The 26,517-nt window shown below is 33.9% G+C and carries 29 protein-coding genes; 16 read left to right on the top strand and 13 right to left on the bottom strand.

Going from position 1 to position 26,517, the window contains the following annotated elements; all coding sequences use genetic code 11:
- Nucleotides 1-408: 408 nt before the first annotated feature.
- Entirely contained in the window at nt 409-1,098 is a 690-nt protein-coding gene (locus tag DKT72_RS13660; RefSeq protein WP_111309306.1) for a uracil-DNA glycosylase family protein, read from the bottom strand.
- Nucleotides 1,099-1,163: 65 nt separating this feature from the next.
- On the opposite strand from DKT72_RS13660, the gene DKT72_RS13665 reads away from it, so the two are divergent.
- Entirely contained in the window at nt 1,164-1,298 is a 135-nt protein-coding gene (locus DKT72_RS13665; RefSeq protein ID WP_111309307.1) for a 30S ribosomal protein THX, read from the top strand.
- On the opposite strand, the gene DKT72_RS13670 is transcribed toward DKT72_RS13665, so the two are convergent.
- Both DKT72_RS13670 and yaaA read right to left on the bottom strand, forming a co-directional pair.
- Nucleotides 1,299-2,021, bottom strand: coding sequence for a CDC27 family protein (locus DKT72_RS13670; protein ID WP_111309308.1), 723 nt, complete (start codon nt 2,019-2,021; stop codon nt 1,299-1,301).
- 48 nt (nt 2,022-2,069) lie between these two features.
- Nucleotides 2,070-2,828 (bottom strand): peroxide stress protein YaaA, encoded by a 759-nt coding sequence (yaaA, locus tag DKT72_RS13675; RefSeq protein WP_111309309.1) that lies wholly within the window; start codon nt 2,826-2,828, stop codon nt 2,070-2,072.
- A 164-nt stretch (nt 2,829-2,992) separates the two neighbouring features.
- Here yaaA and DKT72_RS13680 point away from each other — a divergent pair, with 164 nt between their 5' ends.
- The 3 genes from DKT72_RS13680 to DKT72_RS13690 all read left to right on the top strand — a co-directional run bounded on the left by DKT72_RS13680 (nt 2,993) and on the right by DKT72_RS13690 (nt 6,106).
- On the top strand, nt 2,993-3,484 hold the full coding sequence (locus DKT72_RS13680; protein WP_111309310.1) for a hypothetical protein: 492 nt from the start codon (nt 2,993-2,995) through the stop codon (nt 3,482-3,484).
- A gap of 156 nt (nt 3,485-3,640) precedes the next feature.
- The gene (locus DKT72_RS13685; protein WP_111309311.1) at nt 3,641-5,140 is read left to right on the top strand and encodes a mandelate racemase/muconate lactonizing enzyme family protein; all 1,500 of its coding nucleotides are present in this window, start codon (nt 3,641-3,643) and stop codon (nt 5,138-5,140) included.
- Nucleotides 5,141-5,173: 33 nt separating this feature from the next.
- A complete protein-coding gene (locus DKT72_RS13690) occupies nt 5,174-6,106 on the top strand; it encodes an RraA family protein (protein WP_111309312.1) in 933 nt (310 codons plus the stop codon).
- A gap of 84 nt (nt 6,107-6,190) precedes the next feature.
- Here the strand turns inward: DKT72_RS13690 and DKT72_RS13695 are convergent, their stop codons facing one another.
- Nucleotides 6,191-7,234 carry an RluA family pseudouridine synthase gene (locus DKT72_RS13695; protein WP_111309313.1) on the bottom strand — a complete coding sequence of 348 codons (1,044 nt, stop codon included), beginning with the start codon at nt 7,232-7,234 and terminating at the stop codon, nt 6,191-6,193.
- 64 nt (nt 7,235-7,298) lie between these two features.
- Nucleotides 7,299-7,910: a PASTA domain-containing protein gene (locus DKT72_RS13700; RefSeq protein ID WP_111309314.1), complete on the bottom strand. Its 612-nt coding sequence runs from the start codon at nt 7,908-7,910 to the stop codon at nt 7,299-7,301.
- A gap of 316 nt (nt 7,911-8,226) precedes the next feature.
- Here DKT72_RS13700 and DKT72_RS13705 point away from each other — a divergent pair, with 316 nt between their 5' ends.
- Together DKT72_RS13705 and coaD are read left to right on the top strand one after the other, a co-directional pair.
- Nucleotides 8,227-9,201: a D-alanine--D-alanine ligase gene (locus tag DKT72_RS13705; RefSeq protein WP_111309315.1), complete on the top strand. Its 975-nt coding sequence runs from the start codon at nt 8,227-8,229 to the stop codon at nt 9,199-9,201.
- Between the two features lie 30 nt (nt 9,202-9,231).
- Nucleotides 9,232-9,687, top strand: coding sequence for a pantetheine-phosphate adenylyltransferase (gene coaD / locus DKT72_RS13710; RefSeq protein ID WP_111309316.1), 456 nt, complete (start codon nt 9,232-9,234; stop codon nt 9,685-9,687).
- Nucleotides 9,688-9,721: 34 nt separating this feature from the next.
- On the opposite strand, the gene DKT72_RS13715 is transcribed toward coaD, so the two are convergent.
- The 3 genes from DKT72_RS13715 to DKT72_RS13725 form a co-directional block, all read right to left on the bottom strand.
- Nucleotides 9,722-11,344, bottom strand: coding sequence for a SulP family inorganic anion transporter (locus tag DKT72_RS13715; protein ID WP_111309317.1), 1,623 nt, complete (start codon nt 11,342-11,344; stop codon nt 9,722-9,724).
- Nucleotides 11,345-11,456: 112 nt separating this feature from the next.
- Nucleotides 11,457-11,822, bottom strand: a complete 366-nt coding sequence (locus tag DKT72_RS13720) for a hypothetical protein (protein WP_111309318.1) — start codon at nt 11,820-11,822, stop codon at nt 11,457-11,459.
- Nucleotides 11,823-12,009: 187 nt separating this feature from the next.
- Nucleotides 12,010-12,591, bottom strand: a complete 582-nt coding sequence (locus DKT72_RS13725) for an NUDIX hydrolase (RefSeq protein WP_111309319.1) — start codon at nt 12,589-12,591, stop codon at nt 12,010-12,012.
- 130 nt (nt 12,592-12,721) lie between these two features.
- Here DKT72_RS13725 and pyrE point away from each other — a divergent pair, with 130 nt between their 5' ends.
- Entirely contained in the window at nt 12,722-13,366 is a 645-nt protein-coding gene (gene pyrE, locus DKT72_RS13730) for an orotate phosphoribosyltransferase (protein WP_111309320.1), read from the top strand.
- A gap of 83 nt (nt 13,367-13,449) precedes the next feature.
- Nucleotides 13,450-13,845, top strand: coding sequence for an SRPBCC family protein (locus DKT72_RS13735; protein WP_111309321.1), 396 nt, complete (start codon nt 13,450-13,452; stop codon nt 13,843-13,845).
- On the opposite strand, the gene DKT72_RS13740 is transcribed toward DKT72_RS13735, so the two are convergent.
- Entirely contained in the window at nt 13,846-14,577 is a 732-nt protein-coding gene (locus DKT72_RS13740; RefSeq protein WP_111309322.1) for a biotin--[acetyl-CoA-carboxylase] ligase, read from the bottom strand.
- A gap of 97 nt (nt 14,578-14,674) precedes the next feature.
- Between DKT72_RS13740 and rsfS the strand changes: the two genes are divergently transcribed.
- The 8 genes from rsfS to DKT72_RS13780 all read left to right on the top strand — a co-directional run bounded on the left by rsfS (nt 14,675) and on the right by DKT72_RS13780 (nt 21,673).
- Entirely contained in the window at nt 14,675-15,046 is a 372-nt protein-coding gene (gene rsfS / locus DKT72_RS13745) for a ribosome silencing factor (RefSeq protein ID WP_111309323.1), read from the top strand.
- 6 nt (nt 15,047-15,052) lie between these two features.
- Nucleotides 15,053-16,993 carry an ATP-dependent zinc metalloprotease FtsH gene (gene ftsH, locus DKT72_RS13750; protein WP_111309324.1) on the top strand — a complete coding sequence of 647 codons (1,941 nt, stop codon included), beginning with the start codon at nt 15,053-15,055 and terminating at the stop codon, nt 16,991-16,993.
- A gap of 114 nt (nt 16,994-17,107) precedes the next feature.
- Nucleotides 17,108-17,719: an LUD domain-containing protein gene (locus tag DKT72_RS13755; protein WP_111309325.1), complete on the top strand. Its 612-nt coding sequence runs from the start codon at nt 17,108-17,110 to the stop codon at nt 17,717-17,719.
- A 27-nt stretch (nt 17,720-17,746) separates the two neighbouring features.
- Nucleotides 17,747-18,565: a phosphatidate cytidylyltransferase gene (locus tag DKT72_RS13760; RefSeq protein WP_111309326.1), complete on the top strand. Its 819-nt coding sequence runs from the start codon at nt 17,747-17,749 to the stop codon at nt 18,563-18,565.
- The gene (locus DKT72_RS13765) at nt 18,555-19,205 is read left to right on the top strand and encodes a phosphatidylserine decarboxylase family protein (protein WP_111309327.1); all 651 of its coding nucleotides are present in this window, start codon (nt 18,555-18,557) and stop codon (nt 19,203-19,205) included. The genes DKT72_RS13760 and DKT72_RS13765 overlap by 11 nt, the downstream gene beginning before the upstream one ends.
- Nucleotides 19,202-19,468, top strand: a complete 267-nt coding sequence (locus tag DKT72_RS13770; protein WP_111309328.1) for an acyl-CoA-binding protein — start codon at nt 19,202-19,204, stop codon at nt 19,466-19,468. Before DKT72_RS13765 ends, DKT72_RS13770 begins: the two co-directional genes overlap by 4 nt.
- Before the next feature lie 25 nt (nt 19,469-19,493).
- Nucleotides 19,494-20,183: a glycosyltransferase family 2 protein gene (locus tag DKT72_RS13775; RefSeq protein WP_111309329.1), complete on the top strand. Its 690-nt coding sequence runs from the start codon at nt 19,494-19,496 to the stop codon at nt 20,181-20,183.
- Nucleotides 20,183-21,673, top strand: coding sequence for a cellulose synthase family protein (locus DKT72_RS13780; protein ID WP_111309330.1), 1,491 nt, complete (start codon nt 20,183-20,185; stop codon nt 21,671-21,673). Before DKT72_RS13775 ends, DKT72_RS13780 begins: the two co-directional genes overlap by 1 nt.
- A gap of 41 nt (nt 21,674-21,714) precedes the next feature.
- On the opposite strand, the gene DKT72_RS13785 is transcribed toward DKT72_RS13780, so the two are convergent.
- From DKT72_RS13785 to DKT72_RS13800, 4 genes are all read right to left on the bottom strand, one after another.
- Complete coding sequence (locus tag DKT72_RS13785; RefSeq protein ID WP_235841706.1) at nt 21,715-22,857, bottom strand: transporter; 1,143 nt, start codon at nt 22,855-22,857, stop codon at nt 21,715-21,717.
- Nucleotides 22,858-22,909: 52 nt separating this feature from the next.
- Complete coding sequence (locus DKT72_RS13790) at nt 22,910-24,400, bottom strand: cytochrome C (RefSeq protein WP_111309331.1); 1,491 nt, start codon at nt 24,398-24,400, stop codon at nt 22,910-22,912.
- 1 nt (nt 24,401) lies between these two features.
- Nucleotides 24,402-24,845, bottom strand: a complete 444-nt coding sequence (locus tag DKT72_RS13795) for a doxx family protein (RefSeq protein WP_111309426.1) — start codon at nt 24,843-24,845, stop codon at nt 24,402-24,404.
- Between the two features lie 68 nt (nt 24,846-24,913).
- Nucleotides 24,914-26,434, bottom strand: coding sequence for a vanadium-dependent haloperoxidase (locus tag DKT72_RS13800; protein WP_111309332.1), 1,521 nt, complete (start codon nt 26,432-26,434; stop codon nt 24,914-24,916).
- Nucleotides 26,435-26,517 lie beyond the last annotated feature (83 nt).

The raw sequence follows: 26,517 nt of genomic DNA on the forward strand, positions 1-26,517 counted from the left end.
GAAATGTCACTTCGAGTGAATTTGTGAAGGACAACGAAACAAATTTGTATCGAGAAGCAGCATAACGAAAACAGTTCTCAATACGATGCTCCTGCGTCGCATCACTCGAACTGACAGGCTAACTAAAAAACATCATTAATAACGAAATCTCACTTCGAGTGAATTCGTGAAGGGCAACAAAACAAACTTGTATCGAGAAGCAGCATCACTAAAACGGTTCTCGATACGATGCTCCTTCGTCGCATCACTCGAACTGTCAGGCTAACTAAAAAACATCATCAATAACGAAATGTCACTTCGAGTGAATTTGTGAAGGACAACGAAACAAATTTGTATCGAGAAGCAGATAAACCAGAGCTCTCCATACAAAATAGCTCGTGCTTCATTATGTCGAACTGGCATTCACACTTAAAAAAACTCACGATACTGCATGACTCGAAAGTCAAACGTATTAAACGCAGGGTTGTTGGCTTTTAATTGCTGATAAAGAGGTATGCTACTTATCGACATATTAGCAGCTCCGGACACGGAGGTTAACGACACGGTTTTAATGAGTCTTTCTGTTGGAAGCGATGGTTTCGTTTCACTCGCCATAACAGGCAATACAAACTGATGGATTCTTGGAATGTCATTCGACACCAATTCTAATCTAATCCCATAATCCTTAATATGTCTTCTAAAGAAATATTCGGGACCGTTTTTACTATTCCCGCCCGTAAACAGTAAAGTATCAATATTAGGAAACTGCTTTAAATAGCCTATTAAATTACGCAATTGTATGTTTTTCATCCCTAAATCGGAGGCATCAATCTTGTCGCGTTCACAACTTTCAACAATATCGCAAACACCAATATGGTGTTCTATTAAAAACTGTTTCCGCTGAGTAACAGCTTCTTCAGAATTGTCATACCTCAGCTTAAGATGATGAATGTGGTCTATATACAACCATAGCGAATTGTAATAACTGCCATAACAAAAATCCACATCTTTTTCCAATAGATTACCCGTAGAAAAACGTGGTGGCGGCAAAGTACCAACAATTAGTTTTTTAGTGGTTTCTTTTATAAAGGGCTGATAGGGATGGGTGTGTTTGAACACTTTTTACTTTGCTTTTATCTTAATTTTTTATATATTATTCATCTAACACTAAAACTTAGTATCCTATGGGAAAAGGTGACAAAAAAACAAAACGCGGAAAAATAAACAGAGGTACTTTTGGAACCAGAAGACCACGAATTAAGAAAAAACGTTCGGCAGAAAGCAAAATAAGTATCGGCAACAAAGCCACTGTTAAATAACTACAAACTATTTCTTAGCTTTTCAACTTCTGCAATGGTATGTCTATAAAGGCGCTGATTTTGTTTGGTCATGTTTTGGGACTCCATATAAATTTCATCTAAAATAGCTTTAGCCTCTTCCGTTTTATGCCTCGTCAATAAAAATTTGGCCAATACAAAACGTTCTTCATAAAAGGAATATCGAATATCTATTTCTTTTAAATTCGCCTCAGCCTCTTCTAGTTTGCCCAATTTCTCTAATGCCAAACCATATAAAAATTGCGACCTCACTTTTAAAAATTCCGAACTCTCTTTTATCTTTTCAGCATATAGAATCACTTGATTATAATCTCCCACATTAAAATAACATTCTATAAGTTGTTTAATCACATAGGAGTCGTTTTGAAGATTATCGTCTAAGGCATCTAAATAATGTGGAATGGCACTGTTATAATCTTTATTCTCTAAAAAGGCATCCGCTAAATTAACGCGGTTTTGGTAGGTTTCGGAGAATTTCAGTTTCTTTTCTAAATCCTTTATCTTTTTTGTCGGATTAATGATAGACACCAAATTATCCTGTATTTTCTCGGCATCCCGCTTGTTATAAACCTGGGTTATTAAATAAATCACACAGCCAATCAACGGAAGAAACAAGATAACAAATACCCAATAATACGGATTTCTATTCTTGAATAGATGATAAATACAATACGCCTGAAGGGCTATAATAAAATAATAATACATTATTGAATCTTAGTTAAAAACCGTTTCTACAATGATACAAAATAAGTATCACCTAATGAATACTAATTCGGTTTCAGTTGACATGGGTTCGCTAAAATGGTATCCTTCGTAGTTAAACCCTTTAACATCCTCTATAGTATTGGCATTGGTATCAATAATATACCGCGCCATACGTCCGCGAGCCTCCTTAGCGAAAAACGAAATAATCTTATACTCCCCATTTTTAAATTCTTTAAAATGGCAAGTCAACACAGGTACTTTTAACAGTTTGGTATTTATCGCTTTAAAATATTCGTTACTGGCAAGGTTTAAAAACAATTCCCCCACCTCTAGTTCCTCATTTAAAGCTTTGGTAATGGTTTTATTCCAAAACTCATATAAGTTCTTGTTTTTACCAATGGCAAACTTAGTACCCATTTCTAATCGGTAAGGTTGAATTAAATCGGTTGGTTTTAACAAACCATACAAACCAGAAAGGATACGAACGGTGTTATTAAGTTTATCAAATTTCTCTTTGGGAATGGTGTAAGCATCAAGGCCACGATACACATCCCCATTAAAAGCATACATAGCTTGGCGGGCATTATCGGTCGTAAACGGCAATTGCCATTCTTGATTACGCTCGTAGTTTAAGTGTCCCAAAGCATCGGAAATGCTCATAAGTTTAGACAAGCTTTTAGCCGATTTCTTTTTAAGCAACTTATTGATACGCTCTGAATCTTTTAAAAATGCAGCTTCGGTAAAGGTATTGTTAGGTATTTTACTTTCAAAATCCAAAGACTTTGCTGGGGATAAAACTAATTTCATAAACGTTTTTCTTTAAACCAAATTTACAATTACTATATCACTTATAAAATGCAAACCAACAATTATTTATGATGCATGAATAAATTGAATTGATGATTTAAATAATAAATTTACTCATAAAAATTAATTAACTTCGTTTTACAACTAACACCAACACCACTAAAATGAGACCATTACACCCTCTATTCGCAGTTTCCTTACTAGCTATCTTCACCATTCATACTAACGCACAAACTATGACAAAAGAACAAAAAAACGCAGAAAAAACATTTATTAAATATGCCGACGATGCTTTACAACTTATGAAACAAGAAGCCTTAAATATGAACATAAAAGGTGTTGGCTTGGTTTACTATATCCCTGGAGAGCAAACCCAATCTTGGATTTCTAAAATGTTGGTAGTTGGAGCCACAGGTAACGAAGGCTACAACTTTATAGCTATCGCAAATTCTAAAGCTGGAGAAATGGCAGAAACACTTAAAAACAGCGGAAGCAAAGTAAGAAAAGTAAAAGTTGGAGAGTTTGATTATATAGGGGGAGCCATTAAAAAAATTAGCTCAGGTTATTTATTAGCAACATTTTCGGGAGCCAGTGGTGAGCAAGATTTTGCAGTTTCTAATAAGGGACTTGATTGGCTTTCTGAAAAATTTGAGTAAATTTCATTTTTAGAATATTTTACACAATAAATTAACTTTCAAATAATTACAAACAATAAAGTTTATGACATTTTAATTATATTAAATAGTATTCTATCTCTTAACTGAGATTTGAATGCTTTATCATCAAGTACCAACTAACTAAAACCACCACATATGAAACATGTATTGAAAGAGCTCATTGCTAAAAACAAAGAGGAAGAAAAAACCTATACAGTATCCAGACAAGCAGAAATTGAAAACCCAAAAACAGGAGATGACAGAAGAACATTTCTAAAAAAAACGGCCTTGGGCGGTATGGCTTTAACAGGTCTTATGGGCTTGTCTGTTGAAGACACGGTAGCTCAAACGACTTCAAAAGTCAATCGCTTTTCATCACCATCCGATTTAAAAATAACCGATATGCGCTATGCCCTCACCAATGTTATGGGTGGCACTGCTATTATCCGTATAGATACCAATCAAGGTATTTATGGTTTGGGCGAAGTTAGAGATGCAGCCGATGTGCGTTATGCCCTATTTTTAAAAAGCCGTATTCTGGGTGAAAACCCATGTAATGTTGAAAAAATATTTAAGACCATCAAACAATTTGGCGGCCCTGCAAGACAAGCAGGAGGTGTTTGTTCCGTTGAAATGGCATTATGGGATTTATGTGGAAAAGCCTATAATGTGCCTGCTTGGCAATTATTAGGAGGACGTTATCGTGACAAAGTAAGAATGTATGCCGATACCCCAGAAGCGAGTTCTCCTGAAGAACAAAAAAAATTAATAGAATACAGAATAAAAGAGCAAGGCTATACCTGGTTAAAAATGGACGTATCCATCACTGAATTAAAGGGGAAACCAGGAACCGTAGTGAACAGTAAATTTTGGGAGGATAAAAATGCGAATTTGGCGCAATGGGGCGATCAAGAAAACCCTATGTCTTATGCCAATACCATGCACCCATTTACACAAATACAGATTACCGAAAAAGGCTTAGAAGAATTGGCGAGTATTGTTGAAAATGTTCGGAATATGGTCGGTTATGACATTCCTATTTCAACAGACCATTATGGGCATTTCGATTTAAATAATGGCATCCGTTTAGCCAAATCTTTAGAAAAATACAGACTAGCTTGGTTTGAAGATATGGTACCTTGGCAATATACCGAACAATGGAAAACCATCACTAATGCCATAGAAACCCCTACTACAACCGGAGAAGATATTTATTTGTTAAAAGATTTCAAACCGTTAATCCACGAAAGAGCTGTAGACATTATTCATCCAGATTTGGCATCTTCAGGCGGTTTGTTAGAAACGAAACGCATCGGCGATTATGCAGAAGAATTTGGAGTGGCTATGGCCATGCATCAAGCCGGTACGCCCGTGTCATTCATGTCCTGTGTGCATTGTGCTGCCGCTACTCAAAACTTCTTGGCATTGGAACATCACTCAGTAGATTTACCTTGGTGGGAAGATTTAGTGACGATGGTAGATGGCGGAAAAATGATTGAAAAAGGGTTTGCCAGAGTGCCACTTACAGCTCCTGGATTGGGCATTGTGTTAAATGAAGATGTCTTGAAAGATCATTTACATCCTAGAGACAAGAGCTATTTCAAATCTACCGATGAGTGGAACGAAAGACGCTCCCACGATAGAACTTATAGTTAATCAACTTCAAATAAATCAAATAATTATCTACAAATGAAAAAAATACTTTTAGCAACCTTAAGCCTGCTTACGCTTTATACGTTAGAGGCTCAAGAAGTCACTGCAACTCCAGAATACATTAAAATGCTGACCTCTAAATGGACTGGCGAACGTTTAGAAGATGGCAGACCCAAAGTCTCTGATGCTGTCTTGCAACGGTTAAAAAAAATACGCATAGAAGAAGCTTGGGGGTTTTTACGAAATAAAGGCTTCAACAACCAACATGAAGGCAATTGGCAAATCATCCATCCAGAAGATGTCATGACTGGGCGCGTCCTTACCGCACAATATATGCCATTACGCCCCGACTTTCAGCAAGTCATTAAAAAACAAGGTGGATTGGAAAAACGCGATACTATTGGAGGCAGTAACTCATGGCCTATAGAAATACTTAAATCTGGTGACGTGTATGTGGCAGACGGCTATGGCCGTATTGTAGATGGTACTTTAATAGGTTCTAACTTAGGAAACGCCATTTATGCCAATTCTAAAAACGGGGTTATTTTTGATGGGGGCATTCGCGATTTAGGTGGCTTATTGGAGATTGAAGGCTTTAATGGCTGGTATCGTGGTGAAGACCCATCGTACCTGCAACAAGAAATGCTTACCACAATCAATATGCCTATTCGTATTGGAAGGACTACTGTCTTACCGGGAGATGTGGTGTTGGCAAACAGACATGGCACGGTATTTATCCCCGCCTATTTGGTTGATGAATTGGTTATTTCTTCAGAATTTGTGGCATTGCAAGATGAGTTCGGTTTCCAAAGACTACGTGAAAAAACATACTCGGCAGGTCAAATTGATGCCAGATGGACGGATGACATAAAAAATGACTTTAAAGGCTGGCTACAAAAATACCCAGACAGTAAATTGCCGATGACACATAAAGAATTGAATGATTATATGAAAGCTAGAAATTATTGATTTTATAAAACATTTTAACGAAATTCATTTAATAACTGATATAAAACATTTCAACGATTTTATATTATTGTAGTTAAATAAGTTTTAATCTTCCAACTCTTGATATTTAGAATACGTTCGCCATTTTTCAATACATTGTTGCATATCTTCTGGAATTTCAGAATTAAAGCGCATAAACTCACCTGTTTTAGGATGTTTAAAACCCAACGTTTTAGCATGTAAAGCTTGGCGTGGCAAGATTTTAAAACAGTTATCTACAAACTGTTTGTATTTTGTAAATGTGGTACCTTTTAAAATAAGGTCCCCTCCATAACGCTCGTCGTTAAACAAAGTATGCCCTATATGTTTCATATGTACACGTATTTGATGTGTACGACCCGTTTCCAACTTACATGACACTAAAGTGACATAACCCAAACGCTCCATTACTTTATAATGGGTGACAGCGGGTTTCCCTTTATCGGCTTCATCACCTAAAAAAACCGTGTTCTGCAATCTGTTTTTAGGATGTCTACCAATATGCCCTTCCACGGTGCCTTCGTTTTCTTCTATGTTTCCCCAAACCAAAGCAACATATTCACGTTCACTGGTTTTTTCAGCAAATTGCAATGATAAATGCGCCATAGCGTGTTCGGTTTTAGCAATCACTAAAAGTCCGCTAGTATCCTTATCAATTCTATGTACCAAGCCTGGGCGTTCACTGGAGTTGTTTGGCAAATTATCGAACCTGTAAATCAAAGCATTTATTAGCGTTCCAGAATAGTTCCCATGTCCAGGATGCACGACCATTCCAGCTTGTTTGTTTACCACTAATAGCTCATCATCCTCATAAACCACATCAATAGGTATATTCTCCCCTACTAATAAGTTTTCGTGTGGTGGATGTGTAAACAATACACGAATAGCATCAAAAGGCTTTACTTTATAATTAGATTTTACTGGAATATCGTTAACGAAAATACTGCCATTTTTAGCTCCTGCCTGAATTTTATTTCGGGTGGCGTTTTCAATACGATTCATTAAATATTTGTCGATACGAAGAGGACTCTGCCCTTTATCAACCGTAAACGCATAATGCTCATAAAGATCACTTTCTTCATCAAGAAATTCTGGTGTATAGTCTTCCATTTAATATAGTCACTGGGATTAACCAGAGGAGTTTATTTAAATAATCTAAGGGTATTTCAGAAGATTAATTATCGGTTTCAGAATCACTTGTGGTGGACGTTTCGTCATCTGGAGTTCCAGAATTGGGTCTATTCCCATTGCCGAGCACCAAATCTATTTTAGACGTTTTTGGCAATTTGGTATCAGTATGAATTTCTTTTCCATTATAAAGCATTTCCAACACCACATCTTTACCAATATTATCTACATACGTAAGTTTTCCTAATTGAAAACCTACGGCTTCAAGCGTGGGCACAGCTTGTCTTAAAGTCTTCTCGGTTAAATCTGGTACTAACATTTTTCTATATCCCGACGGATTGAGCGTTATGTAGATTTTTCGGTCTTCTTTAACTTTAGTTCCAGCCGATGGGTCTTGCTCAATAACTGAAAATTTAGGATAATCTGGATTATAATTTGCTGAGTCTTGAATTTGCAGTACCAACCTATTATTCTTAAGTTCCATTTCAGCAACATTTATAGATTTACCCGTAAGATTTGGCACTGTTTCAAATTCACCATGATTGGTTGAAATATTTAGCCACTTCATTAAAATAAAAGTAAGCACAAAAATAGCCACAAGAGCCAATATTATTTGTTTTAAAAACGCTTTACTGGATAGAAATTTTATAATGCTCATGAATTCAAAATATTTAACAAAACTAAACAAATTATATGATTCAAAAATTCTATTCGTTTAATTTTCGGTTTTATATATACGTTTATCAAAAATAAAAAGGTTTTTATTTTTGATAATTATTTCATCTTTCTTCATTCTTTTTAGAAAAAATAAATGATATTTTTACAGAACGGTTAAACCTTTTATTTATTTAAAATTTGCATGACATGAGCATGACGAAAACTCGATGCAACGACTAGTAAAGATACAAGACTCGAGGGATAACGAACAGATGAATCAATAAATATGACCGATAAAAAACAGTAAACATCTACCTATGAAAAAGAATATTGCCATCATTATGGGAGGCTACTCTAGCGAATATAAAATCTCTTTAATAAGCGGAAATATGGTTTACGAAACCTTAGATGCTTCAAAATATAATGCCTATCGCATCCATATTTTTAAGGATAAATGGGTATATGTGGATGATAATGAGAATGAATTCCCAATTGATAAAAATGATTTTTCGGTTACCGTAAATGGACAAAAGACCATGTTTCACTGTGTGTTTAATGCCATACATGGTTCTCCAGGAGAAGACGGTTATATACAAGCATATTTTAAATTATTGAATATGCCCCATACGAGTTGCGATATGCATCAAGCGACGCTTACTTTTAATAAACGGGATTGCTTAAGTGTTTTAAAACCTTATGGCATAAAAATGGCAGAATCTTTTTATATAAATCTTGGTGATGAGATTGATGAAGATGCCATTATCAATAAAGTAGGCTTGCCATGTTTTGTAAAAGCCAATAAAGCAGGCAGTAGTTTTGGAGTCTCTAAAGTTTACAAAAAAGAGGAATTACAAAAAGCGATTGCAGTGTCTTTCAAGGAAGACGATGAAATTATAATAGAATCCTTTTTGGAAGGCAAAGAAGTATCGGTAGGTGTAATAACATACCAAGGCGATACCAAAGTATTACCCATTACCGAAATTGTTAGCGAGAACGATTTTTTTGATTACGAAGCTAAATATCAAGGGAAATCTCAAGAAATAACACCTGCCAGATTAACCAAAGAAGAAGAAGACAAAGTAAACCAAGTAGCTAAACAGGTTTATGAAGTTTTAAAAATGAAAGGTTTTTCTAGAAGTGAATATATTTTTAAGAATGGAGAACCCCATCTATTGGAAGTAAATACCATTCCTGGTCTGACCAAAGAAAGTATTTTACCGCAACAAGCCAAAGCGGCTGGCATTAGCCTGTCTGCCTTGTTTGACAATGCTATTGAAGAGGCTTTAAAATAATTGGCTATATTTGAATAACTTTAATACAAAATGAAACGAGCCATATTCCCAGGGTCTTTTGACCCCATTACATTAGGACACTACGATATTATTAAACGTGGCGTAGAATTGTTTGATGAAGTTATTGTGTCTATTGGAATCAATTCTGAAAAAAAATACATGTTCTCTTTAGAAGATCGTAAAAAATTTATTGAAGACACCTTTAAAAATGAACCAAAGGTTAAAGTTTTAACCTATGAAGGATTAACGGTTCAATTTTGTAAAGAAATTAAAGTGCCTTTTATTTTACGAGGTCTTAGAAATCCAGCGGATTTTGAGTTCGAAAAAGCCATTGCACATACCAATAGACGGCTTTCAAAAATTGAAACAGTGTTTTTACTAACTGCCGCCAGGACTTCTTATATAAGTTCAAGCATTGTAAGAGACGTTATTAGAAATAATGGTGATTATACCAAACTCGTTCCAGATAGTGTAAGGGCTAAATAATATCGATTATTAATTTGTTTTAACTTTTCACAAACTACAACTTATACGCCCCTAACCCTTTAGTAAAAGCTTCTGGGTTTTCTGCTAAATGACAACGAGGATCATCAATATCTTCAACAATAACTTCCCTGAATTTTGGGCTGGATTTGTAAAGGAGTATTTTACAATCTTCACTTAAATGCTTTAGCTTTATTGATTTGCCTTCAACTTCATATTTATTCACCAAATTAAAAATGGCTTCAATAGCAGAATGATCGCTCACTCTAGATTCAATAAAATCAATTTCAACATGGTCTGGGTCGTTTTTCACATCAAACTTATCATTAAAAGCGATAATAGAACCAAAAAATAAAGGCCCCCAAATTTCATAGACTTTAGTACCATCTTCTCGCATACGCTTACGAGCCCGAATGCGTTTGGCATTTTCCCAAGAAAATACCAGGGCACTAATTATAACACCCGAGATAACAGCTATAGCTAAATCGAAAATAACAGTCAATGCTGACACGGCTATTAAAACAACAACATCACTAAGCGGTATTTTATTCATAATCCCAAAACTACTCCATGCAAAGGTACCAACAACTACCATAAACATTACACCAACCAAAGCGGCAATAGGAATACGTTCAATATAAGACGATGCAAAAAGAATAAACATGAGCAACAAAACGGCAGCGGTAATACCAGACAAACGCGTTCTTCCTCCAGATTTTATATTGATTAATGATTGTCCAATCATGGCACAACCTCCCATACCCCCAAACAATCCCGTTACAATATTAGCACCTCCTTGCGCTAGACATTCCCTATTGGTATCCCCACGTGTTTCGGTTAATTCATCTACTAAATTAAGGGTCATTAATGATTCAATAAGGCCTACAGCCGCCAGTATTAATGCATATGGGAAAATAAATTTTAAGGTTGTGAAATTAAAAGGGACTTTATTAAAAATATCTGTTTGAAATTGAGGCAGTCCACCTTTTAAACCTTCGCCCCCACCATCACGGATAAAACTACCCACAGTAGCAACATTCAAATCACCAAAAATAACGATGGCTGAAACCACTAAAATGGCGACTAGAGCTTCAGGTAATTTTTTGGTCAATTTTGGCAAACCAAACATAATTCCCATGGTTAATACAACCAAACCTAGCATGATATAAAGCCGATCGCCCTGTAACCAAATAAAATCGGTGCCATCAAAAACCTTAAACATCTTTAATTGAGCTAAAAATATAACAATGGCTAAACCATTAACAAACCCCATCATTACTGGATGTGGAATGAGTCTAACGAATTTCCCTAGCTTAAAAACACCTGCAAGCATTTGTATGAGTCCCATTAATATAACAGTAGCAAACAAATAGTATAGGCCTAGATTTTCCCCTTCCATTCCCATGGCGTTCCCTTCAGCAACTAAACTTACCATAACCACAGCCAAAGCTCCGGTAGCTCCACTAATCATACCTGGTCGACCACCAAAAACAGAGGTGATTAAACCAATCATAAATGCAGCATACAAACCAACTAAAGGATCTACCCCTGCCACAAATGCAAAAGCCACTGCCTCTGGCACCAAAGCAAGAGCAACAGTAATTCCACTTAAAATATCGTTTTTGGCATTGGCAGCACGCTTTCTTATAAACTCTGTCATGATTTTATTTTAAGGGGGCAAATTTACGGCTTATATGTATATGTACAAGCTATTTCTATTAATAGCCTATAAAGTAGCACTATAACGTTTGAAGTTTGGAAACGGTTGAATATCAAAAACCATTCAACCAAACTAAAGCAGCTTCCTTTTCTTGAAATAATCTAATATTCCAATCATTCCCTTCATTTATTTTTATTAAAGTTTCGGTTGACATGAGGGCTCCATTAGTACTAACCACAACAGCTATACGGCTAATTTCCTTTAAATTAGCTATGATTTTTTGAGCTTCAAAAGTATAAGAGTAAGAATTCTTCTTATTAATTAAAAGTGTAAAAGGTGCTTGTAAATTGCTAAGTAAAAAATCATGATATAAATCCACCATAATTTCATTCATTATAACACCTTCATCAACAATAACTTCTGCCAAGTTATTTTTAAGAATTAAAATAGTAGCAAACGATAGTTTGTAGCTTTTCATATAAAAATCTAAATTTGAGAGATTTACAAAAAAATTAAAAACAGGTTTTATTTGACAAAACCGCACAGCAATTAGTTCAACAAACAGACAATTTACTGGTTACAAATTAGCTTGATTTTTGAATTAAAATAGGGATTAAGGCGCGTTTTTTGAATTATTTTTAATGTTTTGATTAAAACACTAATAATCATATCAATAACTTAATATTTGCGTAAGAATTTTTAAGCGCTTCTTTTATTTGTTCTGGGTTTAACCATTCCACTTTGGTTATCCCTTCAAATTCCTGAGCATATAAAACACCTGAAAAGCTGGTTTTCATCTCAAACCAATAGGTTATTTTTAATTTGTTACGACCATTTCGTTTAAAAATATGATAGGTCGTTTCTAAAGGCTTTACAATTTCAAGCCCTGCAACGCCTGTTTCTTCCATAACTTCGCGCAGTGCTGTTTCTTCAATAGTTTCAACACCTTCTATTTTTCCTTTAGGCAAATCCCATTTGTCATTTCTATAAATAAACAAAATATCGCCTTTATCATTATACACCTTTCCTCCTCCAGCAATAACGTTAGGTAATTTTTTAAGGAATTTTTTCAGTAGTTTATCTTCGTTTTTGTGGATAAGCCTAATTTCTTGTAAATCTGTTGAATTAAGTTCTCTAATAATTCGAGACAATTTAACCTGCTTTAGTTTATAGTTTTTAAAGTAAGTTTCAGGTTCCTCAACAGTAGTTAAAACTATTGGTTTATCGTTTACGAAAACTTTATACATGCTTTGTATTTAACAAATTCAACTTTTGTAAAAATATCATTTTTAGTTTCAAATTAACAAAACTTAAAAAAATATTTTTGTTCATAACTTCCTTCTAGTTGAAATTAAATTTATATGTATTTTTGCTCTTATGATTTTTAACAAAGATACTGCCAGAAAAACAGCTGAGGTGTTATTGCAAATCAATGCTATAAAACTTAGCCCTAAAAAGCCTTTTACTTGGGCTTCAGGATGGAAATCCCCAATATATTGTGATAACCGAATCATATTGTCGTTTCCTACAATAAGAAACTATATTCGTGAAACCATGAGTCATCAAATTGAAAAGCAATATGGTAAACCAGATGTTATCGCTGGTGTCGCTACAGGTGCCATTGGCATTGGCATGCTGGTTGCTGAATATATGGGCTTACCTTTTATTTATGTGCGACCAGAAGCAAAAGTACATGGAAGACAAAATCAAATTGAAGGTTTTATCGAAAAAGGACAAAATGTAGTAGTAGTTGAAGATTTAATTAGCACCGGAAAAAGCAGTTTAAATGCTGTTATGGCCTTAAAGGAAGAAAAAATTAATGTAAAGGGCATGATTGCTATTTTTACATATGGATTTGATGTGGCTACTGAAAACTTCAAAAAAGAAAATATAGATCTTTGCACATTAAGTGATTACAAAAGTTTATTAGAACAAGCTTTAGCAACCAATTATATTTCTGAAAACGAATTGAGAACGTTATCAGAATGGAATTCCAAACCAAGTGAATGGAACATAAAATAATGTAAAATATTTCTTGTTGACACCTGTAGTCGAAAACAATTTCAGCCAACTTAACAGCAAACGAATAATAAGCAAACAACATCATGAATTTAGAATCGCCTAAAGTTAATATTGAAAAATCATCAGAAGATGTTTTTAAATTTTTATCAGATATTAAAAATTTTGAATCCTTGATGCCAGAAAGCATCAGTAAATTTGAAGTTTTAAGTGATGATAGTTTTTTGTTTGCATTAAAAGGAATGCCAGAAATAATCCTTAAAAAGAAAGAAGTTATTCCTCCAAATAAAATTGTACTTGGTGCTGCTGGTGGTAAATTAGACTTTTCCCTTACAGCAACTATCGACACTATTTCTCCAACATCCAGTGATGTTCAGTTACATTTTAATGGGGATTTTAATCCAATGATGGCTATGATGATAAAAGGTCCAATTGGAAAATTTATTGAAACATTAGCTACCAGTATCCCAAAAGCTATTTAACTAATATAAAAGCGTGATTTCTTTTAAGTCAAATTCTTTTATAATATCATCTTCTAGTAAAACCTGAAGATTACCTAAGTAAGATACATTTTTTATATACCCAGAAAATACCAAACCCTCGGCATCCTTAAAAGTTGAGGGTTTATCTTTTCTAAAAAGATAGCTTTCATACTCTACTTTTAAAGTTAAATAATCGCCTCGTTTTAAAATTCTAAAATAATTTTTTAAATTTTTTATGATCGCATGCAACACTTCCTCTAAATCAAACACATAGCCAGTTATTGATTTTAATGAGGATGCTTTGGGCAAATGACTGAATTCCGTTTGATTTACATTTAATCCAATGCCAATAATTGTATTACTCAGGTTATTTTGTTTTATGACATTTTCAATTAAAATACCACAGATTTTTTTGTCTTCTGACAAAATGTCGTTGGGCCATTTAATCGCTAATTTAGATATTGAAAAACTTTGCAATGTTTTTAATATGGCTAAAGAGGTGACCATACTTATTAAAAAAGGATACTCCAAATCAAACCCAGAAGTATCTTTAAATACACTAAACATAAGGTTTTTTGAGTTTTCAGAACTCCAAACGGTACCCATTTGCCCTCTGCCATGTGTTTGGTGATTAGTCGTCACAATAGTATAATCTTCTAAGCTTTCTTCACTACTTAGTCTTCGCATATAGCTATTTGTAGAATCGGTGGCATTAAGTTTGATGATGTGCATTCACGAAGTTATTTTATGGATATAAAATCTTATGATTATTTTAAAGTATAAAGAACTAAAAAAATAATAACTTTGCACAAATTATTAAATATAATTAATGGCGAAAGAAAATATAAGCGCAGACCAATTAATATCTGCAATAATAAGTGGCATTGAAGATGTTAAGGGAAAAGAAATAAATATTTTAGACTTAAGAGATATTGAAAACACGGTTTGCGACTATTTTATAATTTGCGAAGGCACTTCCAATACGCAAGTTAACGCAATAGTAAATTCCATTCAAAAAAAGGTAAGCAAAGAGCTTAAAGATCATCCATGGCATGTTGAAGGCGCAGACAATGCCGAATGGGTCTTAATAGATTATGTAAACATTGCCGTACATGTTTTTCAAAAACATATTAGAGAATATTATGATATTGAAGGACTTTGGGGCGATGCAAAATCCACAGTAATACAAACTAGTTACTAAAACACAATGGCAAACGATAAGAAAAAAATAAAAGAAAACAAACCTAAATTCAATCCGTATTGGATTTATGGCATTGCACTAGCCATATTCATAGGCTTTCAAATATTTAATAGTAATGGTTTTGAAGATGGGAGCACAACCAATCCCACAGAATTTTTCAAATTTGTTGAAAACGGCGATGTAGATAAAGTTGAAATCGTAAACAGAAGATTGGCAAAAGTATATCTTACCAAAGAAGCTGAAGAAAAAGATATTCACAAAAAATCTAAACCAAACACGCTACTTCCTACCTCAACCAAACTGCCGAATTATACATTCGAATTTGGTGAGCTAGAGATATTTCAAAATAAATTAAACAAAGTAATTGAAGAAAATCATTTAAAGTTAGAACCTGTTTATATTACAGAAGAAAATCATTTAACCGATTTCCTTTTGGGTTTACTACCATTCATATTACTTATTGGTGTTTGGATTTTCATTATGCGTCGTATGTCTGGTGGAGCCGGTGGCGGTGCTGGTGGACAGATTTTTAATATTGGAAAATCTAAAGCAAAACTTTTTGACCAAAACACAGAAGTAAAAACAACGTTTAAAGATGTTGCCGGTCTTGAAGGTGCCAAAGAAGAAGTTCAAGAAATTGTAGACTTTCTTAAATTTCCAGAAAAATATACCACACTTGGTGGAAAAATACCAAAAGGCGCCTTGCTTGTTGGTCCTCCAGGCACAGGAAAAACCTTATTGGCTAGAGCGGTTGCCGGTGAAGCAAAAGTACCTTTCTTCTCATTATCTGGTTCAGATTTCGTGGAAATGTTTGTAGGTGTAGGAGCCTCTAGAGTTCGAGACTTATTTAAACAAGCTAAAGAAAAATCACCTTCAATTATTTTTATTGATGAGATTGACGCTATTGGACGTGCGAGAGGAAAAAATGCCATGTCTGGCAGTAATGATGAACGTGAAAATACACTGAATCAATTATTAACAGAAATGGATGGTTTTGGCACCAATACCAACGTTATTGTAATTGCTGCAACCAATAGAGCTGATATTTTAGACAAAGCTTTAATGCGTGCTGGTCGTTTTGACAGACAAATTTTTGTGGATTTACCAGACATTAGAGAACGTAAAGAAATTTTCGAAGTTCATTTAAGACCCCTTAAAAAAGAAAAGGATTTAGATCTAGATTTCTTATCCAGACAAACACCAGGATTCTCTGGAGCCGATATCGCCAATGTTTGTAACGAAGCTGCCTTAATTGCTGCTAGAAATGGCAAAAAATTTGTAGACAAACAAGATTTCCTTGATGCTGTTGATAGAATTATTGGTGGTTTAGAAAAGAAAAATAAAATTATTACTCCAAGTGAGAAAAAAGCTGTTGCTTATCATGAAGCAGGTCATGCTACGGTTAGCTGGATGTTAGAGCATGCTGCGCCATTGGTTAAAGTAACCATTGTACCTCGCGGGCGTTCTTTAGGAGCCGCTTGGTATTTGCCAGAAGAACGCTTAATTGTCCATCCAGAACAAATGTTGGATGAAATGTGTGCTGCACTTGGTGGGCGTGCTGCAGAAAAAGTCATGTTCAACAAAATATCCACAGGAGCACTAAGTGATTTAGAGAAAGTCACAAAGCAAGCCAGAGCTATGGTTACTATTTATGGCTTAAGCGATAAAGTTGGAAATTTAACCTATTATGATTCTTCTGGGCAAAACGAATATGGTTTTACTAAACCCTATAGTGAAAAGACTGCCGAATTAATAGATAAAGAGATTTCTGATATTATAGAAAACCAATATCAACGTGCTATAAAATTACTTGAAGACAATAAGGACAAACTCATTGAATTAGCCGAAGTTTTACTTGAAAAAGAGGTTATTTTTAAAGACAATCTTGAGAAAATATTTGGAAGCCGTCCTTTCATCGTTGAGGATAGAGAAGGTCCTGCCAAGTGATTTTTAAGTATTTGTTAACGTTTTAGTAAAAATCTTAAATTAATCGCATGGTTAATTTAAGATTTTTTATATTTGATGAAGCCCAGTTAAATTGAGTTAATAGCAATAATCTGAATGAGTCTTTTTAGAAAAATTTTTGGTTCAAAATCTGATCAAACAGACAGCGAGTTAAAAGCAAATGAAAGAGGCAAATATATGCCTGAAATCAAACTCCCCATTGATGAAAAGTTTACCATAAACTTCAAAGCAAATGGCGGTAAGTTTTTGTACTGCGATAGTTTAGATGAAATTTTTGAAAACTTATATAATATTATTGAAGAAAATAAATGGGAAGAAAAAAAAGTACTTGTTCTCGACAATAATTTAAAAGACAAATTTGCTGAGTCGAATATTGAATTTACACGTTCAATTAATGAAGCCTCTATCTTCCTAACAACTTGTGAGAATTTAATAGCTAACGATGGATCTCTATTAATTAGCTCTAATCAAATATTTGAGAAAAAACTTCAAGAACTACCCGTAAATTTCATTGTATTTGCAACTACTAGCCAAATTACAGAAAATATAGGCGAAGGCTTAAGAGGTATAAAATCTAAAAACAAACAAAGAATTCCTACCAATATAACAACCATAAAGCATTTTAAATCTAGTACTGATGAAAAAGATTTTTTAAGCTATGGCAGTAGTTCTAAAAACTTATATTTGTTGCTTTTAGAAGATTTATAATCATTAAAAGCAACTACAATTCACTAAATGAAAGAAATAATAGTACGTTCCTTTTCTGGTTTACTTTACATTTCACTCTTATTGATCTCCCTTAAATTTCAGTATGCATTAATTATTCTATTTTTTATTTTTGGACTTGTTTGCATGGCGGAATTAAATAAGCTTATTCAACTTAAAAGCTTCATTTCTTATGTCCTTTTTATAATACTATATAGTATTTTTGGTTATTGGCAACTGGCTTCAAACTCAAAAGGTTTAGATGAGTCAACACAAATTTTAATGGTTTTAAGCATATTTGTAAATCTATTTTTAATAAAAGATTTGTTTTCGGAAAAAACAATTCCGCTTTTTAGTTCAAAACGATTTATTATAACTACGCTTTATCTGTCAAGTGCCTTTGTGTTTCTAATTTTAATCGCCAATTTCCATAAAGAATATAATCCCTGTATATTATTAGGAGCCTTTATTTTGGTTTGGAGCAATGATACTTTTGCCTTTATAATTGGAAAAAAATTTGGAAAGCAAAAACTTTTTGAGAAAATATCACCTAAAAAAACAGTTGAAGGATTTTTAGGAGGTTTATTTTTTTCATGCATTGCAAGTTATTTTATTACTACCTTTACGCAGACTTTAAGCTTTACAAATTGGCTTGTTTTAAGTATAATCATAAGTGTTTTTGGAACCTTGGGAGATTTAATAGAGTCTAAGTTTAAACGACAAGCAAATGTTAAAGATAGCGGAGCTATTATGCCAGGCCATGGCGGATTGCTAGACCGTTTAGATAGCATTATTTTTGCGGCACCATTTATATATTTATTTTTAAGAATTTTACAATATGTTTCATAAAGAAGGATATAAAATCATATTAGCTACGTTCGCTTTTGTTATTATATCTATTTTATTAGTAGATAATTTTTTCCCAATACATTGGCTTCAAACTGTTATCATGATTGTATTATTGGTTTTTTTAATCCTGATACTTCAATTTTTCAGAAATCCAAAGCGTCATACATCTTTAAACAATAATCAAGTAGTCTCTCCAGTAGATGGAAAAGTAGTAGTTATAGAAGAAGTTTTTGAAAATGAATTCTTTAAAGACAAACGTTTACAGGTTAGTGTTTTTATGTCTCCTATAAATGTACATGTAACAAGACATCCTATAAGTGGCACCGTTATTTTTAGCAAATACCATCCAGGAAAATATTTAGTAGCATGGCATCCAAAAGCCAGCGAAGAGAATGAACGCACCACCGTTGTTGTTGAAAACAAAACGTATGGTAAAGTATTATATAGACAAATAGCTGGAGCTTTGGCTAAACGTATTGTGAACTATTGTAAAGTGGATGATATTGTAACACAAGGTTCTGACTCCGGTTTTATTAAATTTGGGTCTAGAGTTGATTTGTTCTTACCAATAGACACCAATATAAAAGTAAAATTAAATCAAAAAGTTCGCGGAGGCGAAAGTATTATTGCTGAACTATGAGTAATAAAGATTTGGACATCTTGTTTAACGAAGCTGTAGAAAGGGTAAATGCCCATACAGAACCATTCCCAGCTGATACGTTGCTTAAGCTTTATGCTTATTATAAAAAAGCCACTAATAATTTTAGCCAACCTAAAAGTAAAAAACCAATTATAAATGCTTTTAAGATAAATGCTTTATTCCAAGCAAAAGATATTAGTGAAGATGAAGCTAAACAAAACTATATAGATTTGGTTAATAATTATTTTTTATACAGAAAATAATTATTTAAAAAAGCATCGACATTCAATGACAAAAATAGTAGCCGTCATTCCTGCCTATAATGAGGGTGGTTCCATCGCAAACGTTATCCAAGACATTCCCTCAATAGTCAAAGACATTATTGTTGTTAACAATAACTCAACCGATGATACTGAAAACAATGCAAAAAGAGCAGGAGCCATTGTGTTAACCGAAACCAGAAAAGGCTATGGCTATGCTTGTTTAAAAGGAATTGATTATCTTGCAAATCAACAAGAAAAACCAGATATAGTCGTATTTATAGACGGGGATTATAGTGATTATCCTGAAGAATTAATCAAAATTATTGACCCCATTTTGAACCACAATATAGATTTTGTTATAGGCGCACGTGTTAAAGAATTAAGAGAAGAAGGCTCTATGACACCACAGCAAATTTTCGGAAATTGGTTAGCCACTTTTTTGATGAAATATATGTTCGGGTCAAAATTTACAGATCTGGGCCCTTTTAGAGCCATTAAATACAATGCCTTATTAGGGCTTAATATGCAAGATAAGACCTATGGCTGGACCGTAGAAATGCAATTAAAAGCATTAAAACAAAGATTAAGTTACAGAGAAGTTCCTGTAAAATATAGACATAGAATTGGGGTCTCAAAAGTTTCAGGAACCATAAAAGGTAGTATATTTGCAGGCATAAAAATACTAAGTTGGATTTTTAAATACAGTTTTAAATAATGATTGTCGAAACTATAATTATTGTTGTTTACACCATATCGCTTATACTTATTTTCATGTATGCGTTGGCACAATTAAATTTATTATTCAACTACCTGGCATCCAAAAGAAAAGTAATGTCCTGTGAATCTTTCGATTTTACTAATCCTGATGAAATTCCATTTGTAACTATACAACTTCCCGTTTATAACGAAATGTATGTTATGGAGAGACTGCTGGAAAATATTTCCAAAATAGACTATCCACATGATAAACTAGAAATTCAAGTTTTAGATGACTCCACAGATGAAACTGTTGAAACAACTCGCAAGCAAATTGAAGCTCTTAGTGTAAATGGACTTGATATAAAACACATAACTAGAATTGACAGAAGTGGCTTTAAAGCTGGTGCACTTAAAGAAGGTTTGAAAATAGCCAAAGGAGAGTACGTTGCTATTTTTGATGCTGATTTTCTTCCAGAAGCAAACTGGTTAAAACGCACCATTCCCTATTTTAAAGACGAAAACATTGGAGTCGTTCAAACACGTTGGTCACACATTAATAGAGACTATTCTATACTTACCAAAATACAGGCTTTTGCTTTGGATGCTCATTTTACATTAGAACAAGTTGGCAGAAATAGTAAAGGACATTTTATAAATTTTAATGGCACTGCTGGAGTTTGGAGAAAAACTTGTATTCTAGATGCTGGCAATTGGGAAGGTGATACACTTACTGAAGACTTAGATTTAAGCTACAGAGCCCAATTAAAAAATTGGAAATTCAAATATCTAGAAGATGTTGAAACACCGGCAGAATTACCAGTTGTAATTAGTGCTGCCAGATCTCAACAATTCAGATGGAATAAAGGAGGAGCAGAAAATTTCAAAAAAATGCTTGGACGTGTTTTGAGAAGTAAAAATATTTCACCAAAAACAAAATTACATGGTGTACTCCATTTATTGAACAGTACCATGTTTTTAAATATTCTTATTGTTGCTATATTAAGCATCCCAATGCTTTACATTAAAAATCAGTACGCTCATTTAAAACCATACTTTTATGTTATGAGCTTTTTTGTTTTAAGTACAGTTATATTCTTTATATGCTATTGGATTATGTACAAAAGAATACATGGTGCTGGTATAAAAAATTTCATTAGCTATATAGCCATGTTTTTTGTATTTTTTACGATAGCCATGGGATTTTCCCTTCACAACTCTATTGCCGTACTCGAAGGTCATTTTGGTAAAAAGAGCGAATTTGTTCGTACTCCAAAATTCAATATTAGCTCTATTAAAGACAGTTGGAAAAATAATAAATACATTAAAAAAACCATATCCCTTCACGTTATATTCGAAGGTCTTTTGATGTTATACTTTGGTTTTGGAATGTACAGTGCTTTTATTGTTGGAAATCAAGGGGGTGATTTCGGATTATTTCCTTTCCATTTAATGCTATTCTTAGGTTTTGGATATGTATTTGTTCAATCTGTAACCTCTAAGGTTTAATTAGATTTTATTAAAGATTTTCAACCGATTATAATTACGTTCTAATCAACCAAATTAAAATCTACACCTTTATTATTTCTATGATTTCTAAATCTATACGTAAGATTGAAATTGATAAGATAATCTGCAAAGGCTGCATCCCCTTGTGTAAAAACACCTGTTTCTTTTGTACGCTTTTTATCTAAATAACTTTGGGTTCTATTTCTTTCTATAGCAACTGGAACATTAAGGCTTAAGGATAAATTATTTGTATTGTAATTAATACCAGGATCTACTGAAATGGCATATCCAGGTCTTCTATAACCATTACTACCTCCTATTAAATCTGATGATGGCACGCCTTCTATTCTTCCTCCTAAATAAAAGCTAAGTCCTTTAATATTTGGGGAATACAACGCCCCCAATTGCGCTGCAAATTGATCGGGTACGGAAAACTCACTTGAACCTCCTCTTGTCAATACACCATTAGTCTCTTCTGGATTAAACAAATAGTATAAAGTTGTGGTAAGTGTAAAACTATTTGATAGCATATAATATCCTTGAAAATCGACATTAAATCCCATACCGCCATCTCCCAATTGAATAGATTGGTCTACAACATCCAAAACATCTTGGTCTTTATTTGGTCCTTGATTATAAAATGTATCCATATAATTATAATCCCCAGTAGGCAATTTAATTCCAGTACCTAAGGCAAAATTATAGCCCTTTGAATTGTCCTTAAATAGCCAATAACCCAGACCTAATCTCATATCTGATAATCCACTTGAACGTGTATTATGGCGTTCACCTAGTCCATTTGGAGGGTTTCCTCCATGCTCATACATAGATGATCTGCTATGCGATGCAAAAGGTAGTAGTACCGTAGCATACAGTCTATCAGAAATAGCATAATTAAAAGTAATGTCTACAAAATAAGAGTCATTAATAACTTGGGTGCCTTCTTCAACTCTATTAGCTTCCTCATGGGTACCTCTAAAATGCCTAAAAGATTCAAAATATCTAAAATTAGAACCCACAGAAAAATCTCCTTTCATTAAAATACCTCCATTTTCCATAAAGCTATTGCAAGAAGAAAATCCACGAATAGCAACACAGCCTTGAGCAGATGATTCAAAACCTACAACTAAAAGGCATAACATAGCCATATAAGCCACGCTTATTCTAAAAAAAATATTATTCATTTTAATCAGTATGATGGTTAAATAAATCTGGTTATGTTAATTAGATAACGGATTAGAGACAAAGCATATAAGCTACTAAAGCTTCTTTTTCTTCTTTTTTCAATTGAAGTTCTAATACCAAATTAAAAAACTCAACCGTATCTCCTAAAGTTGGACATCTACCATCATGTAAATAAGGAGGTGAATCTTTAATTCCACGTAAAGCAAAGGTCTTTATTGGGCCTTCTGGTCTACCTTTATAAAAGCGCTCCACTTGTAAATCGTGTAAATAGTCATCTACAAAAGCTGGCCCTGAATGACATGTAATACATTGTCCTTTACCATGAAATATATTTTCTCCCAAAAGTTCCTGTTCAGTAGCTTTATCTTTGTATAATTTTCCCAAAGGATCCAATTTAGGAGCTGGGGCATAATCTAGAATAGAGTTAAAATCACCCATTCTATTGGTTGTTTCTCTTTTTTGTGAACGTGGTCCAATGGCTTGTTGCATTCCTGGATCTCCATCGAAATACTCCTCTACTTCCGCAAAGTGATCCATACTTCTAATAGATCGTTTTGAGGCTAATTGCATAAGATTGTAATTCCCTCTCATGGTTGGGGTATCTACCCGTAATCTTGCAAAGTTTGGTCTTGAGTCCGGACCTAATTCAAAAGCCCCGTTAGTATGTCCATTCACGTGACAAGAAAAACACGAAACACCTGCACTTGGCTCTAAAGTTACTCTATGATTAGTTTGATTAAACCAGGTAGTTGGAGTTGGTCTTAATAATTCCTTCAATCCTTCCATTTGCTCGGCGGTTAACAAACCGTTAAAAATCTCGTAATAATTAGCCAAAGTAACTTCTTGCCCTTTGGTAACATCACCAAGTTCTTTATGAGTAGATAAAAACATGGGAGCTGGAAACTCTGGCAGATAACTATCAGGAAAATCATGATCCATATCAATTCTCTCATGCTCGGGGTGTACTTTGTTCCATGCATCTGGAAAAACCATATGAGCAATCGTTTGCAAGGGATGTGCTAAAGGTTTATAAGGAAATAAATCTTTTTTCTTAATTTCATCTGCACTCATTTTAGACAAATCTTCAAAAGATTTTACATTTCCGGTTATTTTAGCGATAGGCCCTGCCATTATGGGCTTTCTGCCCCCAGACATAAACTGGTTGGGAATGGCTTTGTTAGTAAAATTATATCGGCTAGCCATATAAGTTCTAACATCCTTCATTAGTTTTGGCTTCTGGTTTTTAAGTAAAGAGACCCATTCGCTCCAAGGCATAGGCAATTCTGGACTCCCAAAAGAACTTTCACCTTTCCCTGCATATTCCCAAATTTCAAAAGGTTGACGTTCACCTAACTTCACATCAGGATATTGCTTCAAACTATCAACATAACCGCTTCCAAGTCCATAATCACTTTCTTTATAGTTTTCAACTTTAGTGCCAGGACTTTGCAATAAATGCAACCCATTTCCAACCATTTGAAATCCTACAATTCCAACAAACACAAAAGCGATGCATACAAGTAACATTGTTTTACGTGTCATTTTATTTTTTTACTAATTGTTTGTGAATATTTAAATTATCTAAAGGATATATAAAAAGCAAAGCACTTATAATCACTATGTTTTTAATGATATACTGTCCAACCAATGTTAGTACAAAAGGTGCTTTTGCAAAGGATACTTCAGGAAAAAACAATACCGGAATAAAGGTCAGTATTAAATGAATAATAGCAACACTTACAACTATTTTAAGCTGAAAATTAAAAATTAAAGACAATCCAATACCAACTTCTAGTATGGCCAACATTATAATACTAATATTTTCAGGAATCAATCCAAATGTTAAAAGTGTTATGGTATGTTTTGCAAGTCCATCGGCAGGACTTAATTCTGGAAAGAACTTTAGTAATCCAAACCATACATATATAATTCCTATGCTTATAGCTAGTAACCTATTCTTATTGATATTTGATATGAAACGCGTCATTTTAATAATGTTTAAGTTAATATCCTCAGTTTTCAACCTGAGAAATTAAAGAATTCATAAAGCTGTTCTTATTTAGATACCATGTCATGGTCATGACTTGTTTCACCTATAAGCTCAAGATATTTTTCATAATTATTATGAGCTATATTTCTACCCAAATTCAAACCTTCAATATTATCTGCTTGAATGTGGTAGCCTCCCATAACTCTTGATATACCTGCCATCTCAGCAGCTTCAGTAAATGTTGGAAATTTCAGAGTAACAACTTCACCTAAATTATTGGGTTCAGTAAGTGCCCCAGGAATCATTTCTGCTTCAGAACCAAACGTATCATTACCAGTAAAAAGTTTTAATGCTTCGGCACAACCTCCACTGATAGTGCTATGTCCAGACACATAACTTGGAAATGGTGGACATAAAAATATATCTGGAGAATATGGACGCCATTGTTCTCCTTTCATAGTAATCATACCTTCATCTGGTCCTCCCCAAGCTTTAATGTCTTTATTTTGAAAATAATGGTGCACTAATGCGTATGGTCTTGCTGAATCATAAAACATTTTAGCATCCCAACACGCAATAAACGCATCCATAGCAACCGATTCTACTAAAAAATACATTTTTAAATCCTCATCTAGTGTATGATTATCTCTTCTAGAAACATCTTGTGAAAATTTAAGCCAGTGACCCGCTTGTTGAACAGACTTTGGACCATCTCTCATAAACTCGACTAAGGCTTTATTCTTTGGAGTTAAATTAGCTTGTAAGTCTACCACTTCTTGTACTTCTTTCGCCATTTGTTCTGAACCAACCATTGGTGGCGGTCCTGGACGAAATTGATCAGAGGTATTCAATAAAAGTGGCTTTACTTTTTGCCAATAAGGTGTTAAACAACCTGGCGCAAATTTTCCACCTTTACCATCGGAAAAATATTTTGGTTGCCATTTGTCAATATCAACATTATTGTCTGCATCATTTACTGGTTTGTACCCAGTATAATCAAAATAAGGTTTCCCATTAGACCCTTCCATATCCCCATACTGGTTAGAACCATCATGCATTCTGCTTTCAATAACCATTTTGGCTGCAAGATTACCAATACCTTCAGGCGTATTCGGATTTAAAGATTTATTATTAGGATCTAATCCTAGCTCTTTCATTTTATTACTAAACATTAAACTATCAGAATAATAATATTCTCGTAATGCTCTATAGGCTGCATAACTAACTGCAATTTCCTTGTTTTTTAAAGTTCTTTCATTTTCTGGTCGACGCTCAACATCGTTTAAATAAAGCGGATTCGCTTTATCATCAAAACGTGTCCAAGCATCAAACATAGATGTAAATATCAACCCTAAAAATCGGGAGGTAATGGTTGGTCTTGGTTTAAATTTATCGGTATCATTAGCGGTTCCTTCAAGCGCCATAAAAGCCCATTGATAAGCTACATTATCTACTCCTTTTGGCTCCCCAACAATCGGTTTTTGGTTTTCTACAAGAGATATAGATTCTTTTTGTGGAGTTTTACAGTTTACAACTGTCAATAATAAAATAGCAGCAACAGCTGACCGTGTTAGTTTTAGTTTCATAAATTTAGTTTAGTTTGGTAATCAATAGTAAACTTTAATTTATTATAAATCTTTTTTTTTATATGAATTGAGTATATTGCTTG

The sequence above is a fragment of the Confluentibacter sediminis genome (genome assembly GCF_003258355.1).
Classification (GTDB): domain Bacteria; phylum Bacteroidota; class Bacteroidia; order Flavobacteriales; family Flavobacteriaceae; genus Confluentibacter; species Confluentibacter sediminis.

What these genes read in the sequence shown, in the direction of transcription:
- DKT72_RS13665 (WP_111309307.1), top strand. Translation starts at nt 1,164, where the DNA reads ATGGGAAAAGGTGACAAAAAAACAAAACGCGGAAAAATAAACAGAGGT.
- DKT72_RS13670 (WP_111309308.1), bottom strand. Translation starts at nt 2,021, where the DNA reads ATGTATTATTATTTTATTATAGCCCTTCAGGCGTATTGTATTTATCAT.
- yaaA (WP_111309309.1), bottom strand. Translation starts at nt 2,828, where the DNA reads ATGAAATTAGTTTTATCCCCAGCAAAGTCTTTGGATTTTGAAAGTAAA.
- DKT72_RS13680 (WP_111309310.1), top strand. Translation starts at nt 2,993, where the DNA reads ATGAGACCATTACACCCTCTATTCGCAGTTTCCTTACTAGCTATCTTC.
- DKT72_RS13685 (WP_111309311.1), top strand. Translation starts at nt 3,641, where the DNA reads ATGAAACATGTATTGAAAGAGCTCATTGCTAAAAACAAAGAGGAAGAA.
- DKT72_RS13690 (WP_111309312.1), top strand. Translation starts at nt 5,174, where the DNA reads ATGAAAAAAATACTTTTAGCAACCTTAAGCCTGCTTACGCTTTATACG.
- DKT72_RS13695 (WP_111309313.1), bottom strand. Translation starts at nt 7,234, where the DNA reads ATGGAAGACTATACACCAGAATTTCTTGATGAAGAAAGTGATCTTTAT.
- DKT72_RS13700 (WP_111309314.1), bottom strand. Translation starts at nt 7,910, where the DNA reads ATGAGCATTATAAAATTTCTATCCAGTAAAGCGTTTTTAAAACAAATA.
- DKT72_RS13705 (WP_111309315.1), top strand. Translation starts at nt 8,227, where the DNA reads ATGAAAAAGAATATTGCCATCATTATGGGAGGCTACTCTAGCGAATAT.
- coaD (WP_111309316.1), top strand. Translation starts at nt 9,232, where the DNA reads ATGAAACGAGCCATATTCCCAGGGTCTTTTGACCCCATTACATTAGGA.
- DKT72_RS13715 (WP_111309317.1), bottom strand. Translation starts at nt 11,344, where the DNA reads ATGACAGAGTTTATAAGAAAGCGTGCTGCCAATGCCAAAAACGATATT.
- DKT72_RS13720 (WP_111309318.1), bottom strand. Translation starts at nt 11,822, where the DNA reads ATGAAAAGCTACAAACTATCGTTTGCTACTATTTTAATTCTTAAAAAT.
- DKT72_RS13725 (WP_111309319.1), bottom strand. Translation starts at nt 12,591, where the DNA reads ATGTATAAAGTTTTCGTAAACGATAAACCAATAGTTTTAACTACTGTT.
- pyrE (WP_111309320.1), top strand. Translation starts at nt 12,722, where the DNA reads ATGATTTTTAACAAAGATACTGCCAGAAAAACAGCTGAGGTGTTATTG.
- DKT72_RS13735 (WP_111309321.1), top strand. Translation starts at nt 13,450, where the DNA reads ATGAATTTAGAATCGCCTAAAGTTAATATTGAAAAATCATCAGAAGAT.
- DKT72_RS13740 (WP_111309322.1), bottom strand. Translation starts at nt 14,577, where the DNA reads ATGCACATCATCAAACTTAATGCCACCGATTCTACAAATAGCTATATG.
- rsfS (WP_111309323.1), top strand. Translation starts at nt 14,675, where the DNA reads ATGGCGAAAGAAAATATAAGCGCAGACCAATTAATATCTGCAATAATA.
- ftsH (WP_111309324.1), top strand. Translation starts at nt 15,053, where the DNA reads ATGGCAAACGATAAGAAAAAAATAAAAGAAAACAAACCTAAATTCAAT.
- DKT72_RS13755 (WP_111309325.1), top strand. Translation starts at nt 17,108, where the DNA reads ATGAGTCTTTTTAGAAAAATTTTTGGTTCAAAATCTGATCAAACAGAC.
- DKT72_RS13760 (WP_111309326.1), top strand. Translation starts at nt 17,747, where the DNA reads ATGAAAGAAATAATAGTACGTTCCTTTTCTGGTTTACTTTACATTTCA.
- DKT72_RS13765 (WP_111309327.1), top strand. Translation starts at nt 18,555, where the DNA reads ATGTTTCATAAAGAAGGATATAAAATCATATTAGCTACGTTCGCTTTT.
- DKT72_RS13770 (WP_111309328.1), top strand. Translation starts at nt 19,202, where the DNA reads ATGAGTAATAAAGATTTGGACATCTTGTTTAACGAAGCTGTAGAAAGG.
- DKT72_RS13775 (WP_111309329.1), top strand. Translation starts at nt 19,494, where the DNA reads ATGACAAAAATAGTAGCCGTCATTCCTGCCTATAATGAGGGTGGTTCC.
- DKT72_RS13780 (WP_111309330.1), top strand. Translation starts at nt 20,183, where the DNA reads ATGATTGTCGAAACTATAATTATTGTTGTTTACACCATATCGCTTATA.
- DKT72_RS13785 (WP_235841706.1), bottom strand. Translation starts at nt 22,857, where the DNA reads ATGAATAATATTTTTTTTAGAATAAGCGTGGCTTATATGGCTATGTTA.
- DKT72_RS13790 (WP_111309331.1), bottom strand. Translation starts at nt 24,400, where the DNA reads ATGACACGTAAAACAATGTTACTTGTATGCATCGCTTTTGTGTTTGTT.
- DKT72_RS13795 (WP_111309426.1), bottom strand. Translation starts at nt 24,845, where the DNA reads ATGACGCGTTTCATATCAAATATCAATAAGAATAGGTTACTAGCTATA.
- DKT72_RS13800 (WP_111309332.1), bottom strand. Translation starts at nt 26,434, where the DNA reads ATGAAACTAAAACTAACACGGTCAGCTGTTGCTGCTATTTTATTATTG.